7 protein-coding genes, 1 pseudogene and 1 riboswitch are annotated in these 13,050 nt (G+C 43.9%); all 8 genes and pseudogenes read left to right on the forward strand.

Annotated elements, in window-relative coordinates:
• Nucleotides 1-403: 403 nt before the first annotated feature.
• The 8 genes and pseudogenes from AAV90_RS10255 (at nucleotide 404) to AAV90_RS10285 (ending at nucleotide 13,049) form a co-directional block, all read left to right on the forward strand.
• Nucleotides 404-1,678 carry a metal-dependent hydrolase family protein gene (locus tag AAV90_RS10255; RefSeq protein WP_046498640.1) on the forward strand — a complete coding sequence of 425 codons (1,275 nt, stop codon included), beginning with the start codon at nucleotides 404-406 and terminating at the stop codon, nucleotides 1,676-1,678.
• A 299-nt stretch (nucleotides 1,679-1,977) separates the two neighbouring features.
• A complete protein-coding gene (locus AAV90_RS14155; RefSeq protein ID WP_052729729.1) occupies nucleotides 1,978-2,703 on the forward strand; it encodes an AraC family transcriptional regulator in 726 nt (241 codons plus the stop codon).
• A gap of 182 nt (nucleotides 2,704-2,885) precedes the next feature.
• A pseudogene (locus tag AAV90_RS15445) lies at nucleotides 2,886-4,655 on the forward strand (GH39 family glycosyl hydrolase).
• Nucleotides 4,656-5,290: 635 nt separating this feature from the next.
• Nucleotides 5,291-7,078, forward strand: coding sequence for a collagen binding domain-containing protein (locus AAV90_RS10265; RefSeq protein WP_046498641.1), 1,788 nt, complete (start codon nucleotides 5,291-5,293; stop codon nucleotides 7,076-7,078).
• Between the two features lie 80 nt (nucleotides 7,079-7,158).
• Nucleotides 7,159-9,171 carry a SpaA isopeptide-forming pilin-related protein gene (locus tag AAV90_RS10270; RefSeq protein WP_046498644.1) on the forward strand — a complete coding sequence of 671 codons (2,013 nt, stop codon included), beginning with the start codon at nucleotides 7,159-7,161 and terminating at the stop codon, nucleotides 9,169-9,171.
• A 520-nt stretch (nucleotides 9,172-9,691) separates the two neighbouring features.
• Nucleotides 9,692-10,336, forward strand: coding sequence for a class D sortase (locus AAV90_RS10275; RefSeq protein WP_046498647.1), 645 nt, complete (start codon nucleotides 9,692-9,694; stop codon nucleotides 10,334-10,336).
• A gap of 74 nt (nucleotides 10,337-10,410) precedes the next feature.
• Nucleotides 10,411-10,501, forward strand: a riboswitch (cyclic di-GMP riboswitch).
• Between the two features lie 13 nt (nucleotides 10,502-10,514).
• Nucleotides 10,515-11,327 carry a transglutaminase-like domain-containing protein gene (locus AAV90_RS10280; protein ID WP_052729732.1) on the forward strand — a complete coding sequence of 271 codons (813 nt, stop codon included), beginning with the start codon at nucleotides 10,515-10,517 and terminating at the stop codon, nucleotides 11,325-11,327.
• A 222-nt stretch (nucleotides 11,328-11,549) separates the two neighbouring features.
• Entirely contained in the window at nucleotides 11,550-13,049 is a 1,500-nt protein-coding gene (locus AAV90_RS10285) for a DEAD/DEAH box helicase (RefSeq protein ID WP_046498649.1), read from the forward strand.
• The last annotated feature ends 1 nt before the right edge of the window (nucleotide 13,050 follow it).

The following is a 13,050-nucleotide window of genomic DNA, read 5'->3' on the forward strand; positions in this document are numbered from 1 at the left end:
AACTATGATTGCATCTGTTATCGCAGTTAACCAAGATAGCAATACGCAGTCGCTGGCTGCATAACTTAAATCTATCGGGTTTTAAAAGAACAAAATACTTTGAAGGGGGTACTATGTCCTTTTTCGGAAATTGTCATAGTCTGACTGTTATATCTTAGCCAACATGGTAATAAATGTTATTGCTAATTATAACAGATAGCTTTGACTTATCTTTTTTCGAATATTTTTTTGAATTATGCAAAAGTCTCAAGTTAATAACAGCGAACGAATTAAACTTCTGACCTTCAGGCAATTTTTGCAGACAGGATTGTAGAACTAAATATCTGCCAAAAAGGTTAGGACGGGGATGATTTCGGGTTAGAGAAAGCTGCAAAGGTACTTAAAAAGACGCAGGGGGTTAAAAATGGCTGAAAAATGCTTTAGAAATTTCACTTTAATCGACACGAAAAACGGTGATTGCTTGGATAATATCACCATGATAATTGAGAAAGACGAAATCACCGCTCTCGCTGCTGATTCAGACCTCAAGGCAGAATACGAGTCCTCCGGTATGGACGTTATTGACTGCACCGGAAAATTTATAATGCCGGGCTTATGTAATGCCCATGTGCATATTATGTTTACCGGAGAAAAATTACCGCGGGCATCCTCGCTCAACCACAAGCTGGTTCAGTTTTTAGCTGGCCTGCCGGTTATTAGAAATATTCTCATGAAAAAACGCCAACAGGTCTTGAAAACATCGTTGAATTCAGGAATTACGGTTCTTCGCGTTCTGGGAGATGTTAACTGGGGTGATATCAAGATTAGGGATGAGACTAACTCGGGTAAAATTTTCGGACCGCATATATTGGCAGCGGGACGATCAATTACCCCGGTTGGAGGACATGGGGCAGCCATGTCCTATGTAGTAAACTCTGAAGCTGAGGCTCGCGCTGCCGTAAAAGAATTATATTTAAGGCGGGTTGATTGTATAAAGGTTTTGCAAACCAAAGGAGTCACTGACGCAGATGATCTTGCCAGTGTCGGTGGCCCAATTATGCCCAAGGCCATTTTAGCTGCAATAGCTGATGAAGCCGACAAGTATAATATCCCAGTAACAGCACATTCAGAAAATAGTGAATCAGTACGGGAATGTGTGGAATGTGGGGTTAATATAGAACATGGCGCAGAGATTGATGAAGACACCGTATTGATGATGAAGGAAAAGGGATTATTTTATTGTCCCACTATACTGGCCCCCAGAGTTTACCTGGAGACCCCTCCTGAGAAAACCGGTTTGAGTGATTTGCACATAAAAGCAGGAGATATAGTTGAAAAGAAAATGGTTAATGGACTGAAATCATTAATAGAGTATTCCCAGAAGAATTTTGGAAGTAAAAACTGCCTTATTATTGCAGGTTCAGATGCTGGTATACCTATGTGTCTGCATGATAAATTCGCCCGGGAACTAGGATTTTATGTCGATGAATTTGGTTTAACACCTATGGAGGCAATTCAAACAGCTACCTATAATGCTGGATTAGCCTTGAGTATAGCGGATAAATATGGCTGTTTGGAAGCAGGAAAATGGGCGGATTTTCTGATTTTCGATAAAAATCCTATGGATAATCTAAATATCTTGTTAGAGCCTTCCAGATTTGAGGTATGGTGTCGAGGTACGAAAGTAATCAAAAACTAGCACCCGTTGTGCCTTTTAATTGGCAAAAAGTGATCTGGCAAGTTGCAGTTGCTTAGGCAGGTGCTTCTGGTGCCCCTTCTCACTTAACCTGACCTTATACCAGTTTAAATTGCCCCGGCCGAGTGCCGGGGCATTATTTAACCATACCTAAATCCTTGCAAACGATTTTTAATCCCGTTGCGTTTTTTCACCTCTTTGTCAAATGAAAGGTTATAATTGGGTTGAATGAAGTGGAGAGTGAAATAGGTTCGATTAGGCAGCGGAGTCAACCATCCGCTATGCAGCAATGGAGGAGTATTATGACTTACTATTACGAATTCGTCTATCCAGAAGGGGAATTTCCGGTCAAAGCCAAAATACATAGCGTGGACGAAATTGAGTTACACTGGCATAAACAGGTGGAATTTATTCTAGTGCTAGAGGGGACAGTAAACATTCGGCTTGGCCAAAAAAAATATCTTTTGCAAACGGGCGATTTTATTTTCGTTAACTCCAATGAAGTTCATAATACGTTCAAAACAGAAGAACAGAATTTACTTTTAGCTGTGCAGATTAACCCCGCATTTTATGCGTTCATATATCCTAATTTTACCGATTTTTATTTTGACTGCAATTCATTTGGGCAAAATGATGCTGTTTTGCATCGTCATGCTAATATCAGAAAATATTTGGCTCGAATCTCCTGGGAGATTAGCCGACGGCAGACAGGCTTTCGCTCCAGAATCGGCAGCTATCTGTTTTTGCTGGCCGGAGAGTTGATTGCTTTTCCGTTTTATAATAAGGCCGACTTAGATAACGCAATTTCCGATGAGGATCTGAATCGACTGCAAAGGATAACCAATTATATCGAACAGCATCTGCATAGAAAGCTGACCCTGCAAGAAATAGGGGAAGAGGAGCATCTAAGCTATTATTATTTATCCCACTTCATTAAAGATAAGATGGGCATATCCTTTCAGGAGTATTTAAAAAAAACCCGAATGCAGAGAGCGGTTGAGCTTTTGCTAAGCAGTGAAAAAGCATAGCTGAAATTGCTACTGAGACAGGTTTTACCAGTGCTGCGGCTTTCCATATTTCTTTCAAGAAAGAGTTTCAGGTGCCTCCCGGAGAGTATAGAAATCTAATCAATCACCAGCATCTAGAGTACAATCCCAATCTGCAGTATATGACACCTAAAAGCGATATAGATAATGATGGTCTGCAGTATATGACACCTAAAAGAGATACAGATAGCGATGGGCAAAATATTTTCTATCCCCCCGATGCCTCACCCCCCATCAGAAGCAGAACTTATCTGGACGTAGATCGACAAGCCGCCCTAAAAACCCTATACGGCTATCTGGATGCCGAAAATGCTGATCAAACCGAACCGGGGTATCATGAGCCAAATTCGGGCAAGGCAAAGTTGTATACCGCCGTTGACAGCGATCAGCCAGGACAACCCTGGCAGCCTTATTGGAGAAAACTAACCAGTTTCACCAGGGCCGCTGAAGGTCTAAGAGGCCGGTGGCAGGAGCAGCTGCAAGAATTACAAACAGAAATCGGATTCGAACATATAAGGTTTCATGGCATATTTGCGGATGAAATGATGATATACCAGACCGATCTGAAAGGGAACGTGTCTTATAACTGGACCTATGTAGATAATCTTTTGGACAACTTTTTAAAAGTTGGCATCAAACCGTTTGTGGAGTTGGGTTTTATGCCGGCTGATTTAAGCAGATCCGAGGAAACGGTTTTTTGGTGGAAAGCCAATATTTCACCACCTAACGATATAGTGAGATGGAAAGGATTGGTAGATGCCTTTATCCGCCATTGCATTAATCGCTATGGTCTTAATGAAATAGAATCCTGGTATTTTGAAGTGTGGAATGAACCGGAACTTACAAATGTTTATTGGGCCGGCACGCAAGAAGAGTACTTTGACTTTTATAAAGAAACCGTTTTAACGGTAAAAGCAATCTAGCCCCGCATCAAGGTGGGAGGGCCTGCCATTACTGGTCAGGCAGCCATTGAAAGCCCCTGGCTGGATGATTTCCTGCTCTACTGCCGCCGTGAACAAGTGCCGGTAGATTTTGTATCCCTGCACCTTTATCCGGAGCGTTATCCCGACCCAGAAAAAGACCGTGAGTTGATGGACAGTTTTATTAAAAGCGACATCTCATATGAGAAAAAAAACCAGATGCTGGCTGGTATTCCGCGTATATACAATGGGCCTGATTATACCCGGCAAACCTTGCAAACAGCCCGAGCCAAGATAGAAAAAGCTTGGGGCAGCCTGCCGGAAATATGCATCACCGAGTGGAATGCGTCTGCATACAATCGCAATCTGGTTCATGATACGGTGTTTGTGGCCGCATTTATTATTCATAACGTAGTCCAATGCATCGGTCTGGCTGATATGATGGCATACTGGACTTTCACTGATATTAATGAAGAAGTCCCTCTGGGGAATGCGCCTTTTCATGGCAGCTTTGGGCTGGTAAACAAAGACGGCGTAAAAAAAGCTTCCTATTTTGCATATTATTTTCTGTCCAAACTGGGTGATCAGATCCTGGAAAAAGGAGAAGGATACATTATTACTAAAAATCAGTCCGGGATACAGATACTGCTATATAATTTTGCCTATTATGATCCTTTTTTTATGACCGGAGATACCTCTGCCCTGACGGAGACGGACAGGTACCGGGTCTTTGAGGATAAACCAGCTTATGAAGCCACCATAATGCTAGCGGGACTTCAAGGTGCCTACAAAATAACCCGTTACCGCTTGAATCGCTCCCATGGTTCTGCTTTTGACAAATGGGTGGAAATGGGTGCCCCGCAGGATATGTCCGCCGAAGAAATCAATTATTTAAAAAATCACAGCTTTCCCGAAATGCAGGTGAAAGAGGTGGTTCTGACAGGGGAACATAAAGAACAAACCACCCTGCCGGTTCATGGAGTAGAATTAATCCTGCTGCAAAGAAAAATCTAGTCCCCTCGCCAATGATCAGCCAACCCTCCTTCCGCGTAGCCACCGTAGAGGAGGCTTCAGCCTCCGACCGACTGTGATCCACCGTAGAGGAGGCTTCAGCCTCCGACCAGCTCTCCTGCTGCAGATCCTCCGACCAACTGCCGCGACCTGCTGCGATCCACCGTAGAGGAGGCTTCAGCCTCCGACCGACCCGCCCACATAGCCTCCGACCAACTATCCTATAGCTACCGTAGAGGAGGCTTCAGCCTCCGACCGACCCGCTCACATAGCCTCCGACCAACTATCCTATAGCTACCGTAGAGGAGGCTTCAGCCTCCGACCAGCCTCTCCTGCTACAGATCCTCCGAACGACCATTCTATGGTGGTGAGCACCCAACCAAGGTTTACGGCAGCGGTCAATTTCCCGATTCATTCCAAATTTTCCCCAATCCGCTGACCTTTAAACTCACTTTATGTAAAAACAGCAAGAAAAGATATATATTATGGCAAAAAAACCAGATGTACGTAATGGCGGAATTTACTATATTGAAGTATGACCATAAAATATGGTCAGAAAAAATTAAGGTGAAAGGAGTGAACTTTTCACAAAAAAAACAGTTTTGTGAAAGGAGAATTCTTATGAAAGGAGATTTTTGATGAGATATTTTTACGCCCAACGCAGACACCGAATTGGTATGGTGATTCTGCTGGCCTTCCTGCTGCAGATTCCTTTATCCGCCTATTCCGCCTTTTCCTATGCGGATACTGGCTCAGTTGTAAGTACTGACGTAATAGAAAAGATTACTGCAACAAAAGACGGAGTTGAACTAAAGGATATCGAAAATTATCGCCCCGTAATGGGGGATGAAATCGATTTAAGATTCGACTTTACATTGCCTGACAAACATCCTTATGAAGCAGGTTCTACATTAACCTATACTTTACCTGCCCCGTTAAAGCCTGCCAACGGATCCGGGGAATTAAGCAACGAGGCCGGAGAAACTTATGCCACGTATGGTATTTCTGAAGGAAATGTAGTCATTACGTTTAATGAGAACATTCGTTTCCAAGGCGAGGAAGGTTCGGGAGGCCTGGAAACAAAGGGCTGGTTTGAAATTACGGCAATATTCGAGGCTGATGAAAACAACACCGCGCTTGAACAAGAACTTACCCTGCCCGGAAGCGGCACAATTACGTTAATATTTCAGCCGCCAGGCGGAGAAGTAATAGCAAAGGGTGTTGCTCCAGAAAACAGTGGAAATAGCAGCAGCTATGTGCAATGGACCGTAGATGTTAATACAGTGATGGATGACCTTGGTGGGGGTAAGGAATTTACTGACACCCTTATAGGGAATCACCAATACGACCCTACTTCACTAAAGGTGACAAGATTGGAATTAGGCAATGATGGGTCAATTCTATCATCTAGGGATGTAACCGAAGATTATCCGCAATTGGCTGCTGGTGCAACAAGTTTTACCTTAAATCTTACCGGTAAATATGCCTATAAAATCGAGTACCGAACAATTCCCGGGGATACAGAAGATGCAAGCCAGACGATCAAAAACCAGGCCAAGTTTAACGGGAAAACAGACTCTAAGTCAACCACCGTCACGTATGGCGATCCTTTGGCCAAAACGGTTAGTAAATCCGGTGAAACCGCCAACTGGGAAATCAAAGTAAACGGCAACCGTAAAAATCTAGCCGCTGGGACGACAATTACTGATAGCTGGAATTCTGGCAAACACGCATTAGTACCGGGCACATTCAAAGTGAATGGCAGTACTGATCTGCCTTTAGGCTTAACTGTGGTTCATAGCGATCAAGGTTTTGTATTAACTCTGGGGCAGGATATAAACGAAGAATTTACAATTACCTATTCAACCCAACCAAAAGACTTGGTAACAGAAAACAGTGATGTTACTAACGAAGTTAAGCGCAGTGACCGGGAAGACAAAAAAACTATAACGGCTCAATATCGCCAAAATGTTCTGTCAAAAACTAATTCCAACATTAACTATCAGGAAAAAACAGTTGACTGGAAAATCGTCTTAAATAGTGCCGGTTATAATATGGCTTACCTCGTATTAGAGGACACCTTTGTTCATAAAAATTTAAAGATTGTCGATGGAACATTTAAGGTGCAGATGAACGGTAAGGATCTGCCATATACACGTACAGACAAAGATGGAGATGTTGCTGGCGATAAAAAGGGCGGATTTACACTAAATATTCCTGGTCCCATCACAGCACCGGTCACGGTTACCTATACCACCGAGTATGATGTCCGGGGCGTAGATAACCTTGATAAATACGCAAATACAGTAGGACTTACTTGGCAAACAAATGATAAAGAGTATTCTACAACTGATGTTACCAGTACCGTTACGATCAACCCCCAGCAAAAGGGTAAAGGTTATAAAACGGGAAAGATCATTCTGTAACCAATAAGGCGATATTAAGCGGTGCTGACGGCTATAATGCTGATTGGACGAAAACGGTAACTGTCAAACATACCAAGAATTTGATCACGAAAGGTTATAAGCAAGAAGGAAAGTCGGCTAAGCTGCACTGGACAATTAAACTGAACTGGGGTCAATCCGAGTTAAGTGACGTAGTGATTACCGATATAGTTGGTCAAGATGCCCAAGAAAACCCAAACCAGATGATCTATAAAGATAGCTTTAAAATTTATGAAATGAAATTTACTGGTTCCAATAATACCCCTACCAGGGTGGAACCTGGCTATTCCCCGGGGACAATTGGTGATGGGCTATATTATGTAACCTTTGACGACCCGGACTCGACCTTTAAAATCGTCTTTAATGAGCCAATTACTAAAGCCTATACGGTAGAGTATGACAGCTATTTCCTCGGGGCATCGGGGGACAAGCTCGAGAACCAGGCCAAGCTAACCTACAAATCAAAAGTCACCAATAATGGTGAAGACGAAGGAAACAGCAGTAATGCTTCATTCACGTTCACTGGCGGTGCCTCTGCCGAAAAGGGTCAGCTTGAAATTACCAAGGTTGATAAAGACGATCCAATTAAAAAACTGTCAGGTGCTGTCTTTGAACTTTGGAGCGCTAAAACTGGCGGATTTCTGATTGAGCGGGTTTCGACAGATAATGACGGTGTTTACACCTTCACAACCAAGGTTGGGCGAACCGACTACTATTTAATAGAAACCAAAGCCCCGGAAGGTTATAGTCTGGACGAATCACCCTATAAAAATCTGACCAAAGTTACGATTGGACAACCTTTGCAGCCGTTAACTGTCACAAATACGAAACTCGTCCGGGCAGTCACGCTGAAGAAGGTGGATAAAGATGATAAAAGTCCCCTGGCAGGAGCACAATTTAAACTCTATGATGCCAATACTCATAAGCAAGTAGAGGTAAAGGATACAGCAGGAAATATTGTGCCACAGCCTTTTGAAACGAATGAATTCGGAGAAATTACGGTGGGCAACCTGGCCCCGGGTACATATTACTTCGAGGAAACAGCGGCGCCGCATCATTACCTGCTGCCGGTTGAAGCAGCGCGTAAAACCGCCGAATTCACAATCACAGACAACCAAATTAAAGTCATACAGGTAGAAATGAAAAATACACGAGGAATAGGGAAGATTATCATCAAAAAGGTTGACGGAGCCAATAACTCTCCCTTGAAAGATGTTGTGTTCAACCTGGTTAAGAAGTTTAATGATGGCTCACAGGTCATGACTGCCACAACGAATGAAGATGGTATAGCTGAGTTTCGTGATTTGCCATATGACACCTATATCCTAACAGAAGAAAAGCCCCATTCCGGTTATGCCCTCCTTACACCACAAGAAGTTGCGCTGGATGGGGAACAAGATGCAGTTGAACTAGTTTTAACAATTAAAAACAACAAGAAAGACCATTCGGTAAAACTAACTAAATATAATGCGAATAAAACCTTAACCCTTAAAGGGGCAGTCTTTGAATTAAGGAAAGAAACGAATGGTGTTTACGAAGTTGTGCCGGGGATAACTGCTGAGCAATTAACGACTGATGACAATGGCGCACTTTGCCTAAAAGATCTGCCAGCCGGAAAGTACCATTTAATCGAAACCAAAGCACCGGCCGGCTATAGGCTAAACAGTGACCCGGTTGCGTTTGAAATTGAGGAAAATCAGATTGCGGCTATCCAACTTGAAAAAACTAATAGCAGAATATCTAGTGGCGGTGGCGGTGGCGGCGGTGTTAACCCGTCCGACCCAAAAGATCCGGGAGATACTGACAAACCAAAAGATCCCGATCCTAAACAACCGCAAGAACCTGAAGACCCCGCCGGCCCTTCAACTCCAGGAACACCACCCGGCGGCGGGAATGAATCCGGTGGAGGAGGAAATCCTTCCGAAGACTTTGGCATCAATGAGGGTCTACCATTGGGAGACACGAATGCAAACAAAACTTTACCCAAGACGGGCGAAAACTCCTATCTTCCTTTCTATCTGCTCGGCTTTGCCTTGCTGATTTTAGGAGCGGGAATAGGACGCAAACGGGTTTAAGCCAAGACAGTAAGAGGCAGAGGCGACTCTGCCTCTTACTATTAATAAAGAAAATAGACGTGGATCGCGCGGATTTGCGCGGATTCACGCGGCAACCTTAATTATGAACGAAGTTCATATCAGTAGTACCCGTAGGGTGCAGCCTTAATTATGAACGAAGTTCATATCAGTAGTACCCGTAGGGTGCAACCTTAATAGCGACCGTTAGGGAGCACCAGTAGTCCCCGCAGGGGGATTTATCTTTAATTAACAAAACGCTATTAGCAGCATCATCGAATATGCTCAAAAAACCCGGTAATATGAGCAGGGGCTTTAGCCCCAATAACCGTAGCGGATGCTTTAGCTTCCGCTGGGAAACCCATTAAAAGATATGCAATAAAACACGATTATTTACCCTGGTAGCGGAAGCTTTAGCTTCCGGTGGGAAGCAGAGCTTCCCCATCCGTATAGCGCCACCAATTTAATAGTTGGTTGTGTCCTGCGACCATGGGGGGTTAATAAGAAATAAGGCGGTATAGGTATGTCAAGAAAAATCCTATCCATATTATGTATTTTGCTGGGGTTGCTCATACTGCTTTACCCCTGGGGCAAGGATTGCTATCTAAACTACCAGCAGCAGAAGATTATGCGGGAATGGCAGAAAACTTTCCAACAGGTGGCAGCCGAGAAGAAAACTTCCTCAGATGCCTTTAAAAACTCCCGGGAATTATCTAAGGCTCGCCAGCGAGAAGCTGAAGAACAGGCGCTCCGCGCATATATTGCCAAACATGTGGAGGGCGTAATAACCATTGACAAGATTGGTTTAAAACAGCCCATATTAAAGGGTGTCACGGCGAAGAATCTAGAAATATCCGTTGCCAGTTTAAAAAACACTGCCCGGGCAGGAGAGGTAGGAAATTATGCCCTGGCAGGCCATCGCAACTATGGCTATGGCAGAAATTTTAACCGCCTTGATGAGTTGCAGGCGGGCGATATTATAAAGGTGGAAAATAGTCGTGGACAGTACCGTTACGAAGTTAAGGAGAAACTGTATGTTTCTCCCGAGGAAGTCTGGGTATTGCAAGGAAACGGTCAAGACCGGGAAATCAGCCTGATTACCTGCCACCCGGTCAAAAATCCCACCCAACGGCTCATTGTAAAAGGCAAGTTAATCCAGGACTGGTAAATAAGCTTTTCAGATGCAGAGTAAAATGGTATATTATTAACAAATCAAAAATCATTACACACATAGGCACTTTCCGCCGATAAAGGCAAAATTGGCTAAAGCCAATGACGCAAAGCTACAGGGCCTTCCTTAGTTGCAGGACTAAGATGGCAGCCAGCCGCCGAAAGGAGAGTTTTTTGTGCACCAGTCAAAGGGAAAACTTATAATTACTCTTGGGCTATCATTAGCTCTCTTGCTGGTTCCAGCGTCAGCATGGGCAGTTCCGCTATCCTTAAGTATTGATAAAAGCCATATAGATAAAGGTATTATTTCTGTGCAATATGAGCAGGACAACGACAGCGATATGGCAATTAAAATAAGCAAGGATACGATTAGCTACGATTACCGCTTGTCTCCCGGAGAAACATATCCTCTGCAGGCAGGAGATGGCAAATACATGATTATGATAGGTCAAGCCAAAGGCGGTAACCGATATGAGCTCATTGCCAAGGAAGAAATCAGCCTGAGCTTGTCAGAGCCGCATATAGTATTCCTGCAGTCCATCCAGCTGATCGACTGGAATCAGGAAACACCAGCCGTTGTCAAGGCGCGGGAATTAGTAAAAAGTGCCCGGAGTGATCAAGAAAGAGTAGCGTTAGTCTACGATTATATTGTAAAAAATATTACTTATGATAATCAAAAAGCCCGAACAGTTCAAATCGGCTACATCCCCAAGCTGGATCAAGTTTACAGCCAGTCAACAGGAATCTGCTATGATTATGCCGCCCTGACGGCTGCTATGTTGAGAAGTGTCGGTGTACCTGCGAAATTGGTGACAGGCTATCATAAAAATGATCCGGCTGTCTACCATGCCTGGAATCAGGTTTATTTACGAGATAGCAAGCAATGGATTACTATTGATACCACATATGATTCCATAATAATAAAGGCCGGTCAGTATACGCCTATGATTAAAAATGCAGCCGATTATATTCCCCATAAATTTTATTAGTTGGTTAACCGGGGACGTTCTTATTGTATATAATCAGGCTAAAAATATGAGCTATCCTTAAAAGAGGCCCAGGCAAAAACCAAGGGGCCTTTTTGACTTTTTGACCAGCACCGCAGGTTTTAATACCAGGCAGCCTTTAACCCTGCCTAGTTGCTTCATTCGCACTAATACTCAAGGAAATGATATAATTAATACAAATTGCAATAATGAAAGAAGATAATAATGGAAAAAAGTTTCGATGATCTGGGTATTTCACCCCCCATCTTAAAGGCCTTGCAAGAGATGGGTTATAAGGCCCCTACGGGGGTTCAGAGCCAAGCCATCCCTCATGTTTTGAATCGGGAAGATGTAATTGTCATGTCTAAAACGGGCAGCGGCAAGACCGCTGTATTTGGGGTTCCCCTCCTGCAAATGACTGACGCCAGGGCAGTTGGCCCTCAGGGATTGATTCTGGCTCCGACCCGGGAATTGGCAGTTCAAGTGGACAGCGACCTGAAGCAGATGGCCCAACATCTTCAACACAAGACTACGGCTGTATACGGGCAACATAATATAAATGCGGAAATTCAGGCCCTTAAAAAAAACGTCGCCATTGTTACCGGAACACCGGGGCGGGTATTGGATCACATCAGTCACGGGAATTTAAAAACGAAACATATTCGCTTCTTAGTTCTCGATGAAGCGGACAGGATGCTGGATATGGGCTTTGTCGATCAGGTGGAAAGAATTATTAGAACCCTACCTGGAAACAGGGTAACACTCCTTTTCTCAGCTACTATACCTGCTGAAATACATAAAATCTGCAGAAAGTACATGAAGAATCCGGTAACTGTTGAAATTGAATCTGAGACCATGACGGTGGATACCATCGAACAGGTTTACTATCGGGTGCAGGAAAAAGAAAAGAACCTGCAGTTAAACCGGCTACTGCTGCTTGAACAGCCGGAAAGCTGTGTGATTTTCTGCAATACTCGATTCATGGTCGATAGGGTGCAAAGATACTTGTTGCGGAAGGGATATGCTTGCCGGGCCTTGCACGGTGACATTCCTCAAAATACGCGCCTTAAGACCCTGGAGCGCTTCAAACAGGGGGAGTTTCATTTACTGGTAGCCACTGATGTGGCGGCCCGCGGTATTCATATAGATGATTTGTCTCTGGTCATAAACTATGATGTTCCTATAGAAAAAGACAGCTATGTCCACAGAATCGGACGTACCGGCAGAGCCGGAAACGTAGGCCGCGCTATTTCTTTAGTTACGGGCGAAGATATTATGACCCTCTATGAAATTGAAGAGCACATCGGAGTTTTAATCGAGGAAATGGAACTGCCCACCGAGGCGGATATAAATAAGTGCCGAGCTGCGGCGGATAAATGGATAGAGGAAAATTCACCGAAAAAACAGCAGTCTTTTGCTGCTGATGCCCAGTCGAACTTAAATAAAAATAAAAAGCAGCCCTCGCCCCCCCAGCCTGCTCAGTATCCTCAGCAAGATAGACAACGGCGGCGCGAGGTGACTAAGGATTATAATACCACCAGGGTAAATAGTAAGCCGGTTACAAAGCAGGAAAAACCAGATCCGGCCGTTTCCAAACCTGCGCCTGAGAAAGCCCGGGAAATAAATACAGTTCCAGCCAACCCGAGCATCGGGAACGAGCATACTCAAGATAAACCGAAAAAAACCCTCTATAGGCGTTTTATACAGCGCTTATTAGGCAGGTAAG

It is taken from the genome of Syntrophomonas zehnderi OL-4 (genome assembly GCF_000983115.1).
In the GTDB taxonomy this organism is placed as follows: Bacteria; Bacillota; Syntrophomonadia; order Syntrophomonadales; family Syntrophomonadaceae; genus Syntrophomonas_B; species Syntrophomonas_B zehnderi.

Bases quoted from the DNA above. Each gene is read 5' to 3' on its own strand.
- AAV90_RS10255 (WP_046498640.1), top strand. From the start codon at position 404: ATGGCTGAAAAATGCTTTAGAAATTTCACTTTAATCGACACGAAAAAC.
- AAV90_RS10265 (WP_046498641.1), top strand. From the start codon at position 5,291: ATGAGATATTTTTACGCCCAACGCAGACACCGAATTGGTATGGTGATT.
- AAV90_RS10275 (WP_046498647.1), top strand. From the start codon at position 9,692: ATGTCAAGAAAAATCCTATCCATATTATGTATTTTGCTGGGGTTGCTC.
- AAV90_RS14155 (WP_052729729.1), top strand. From the start codon at position 1,978: ATGACTTACTATTACGAATTCGTCTATCCAGAAGGGGAATTTCCGGTC.
- AAV90_RS10285 (WP_046498649.1), top strand. From the start codon at position 11,550: ATGGAAAAAAGTTTCGATGATCTGGGTATTTCACCCCCCATCTTAAAG.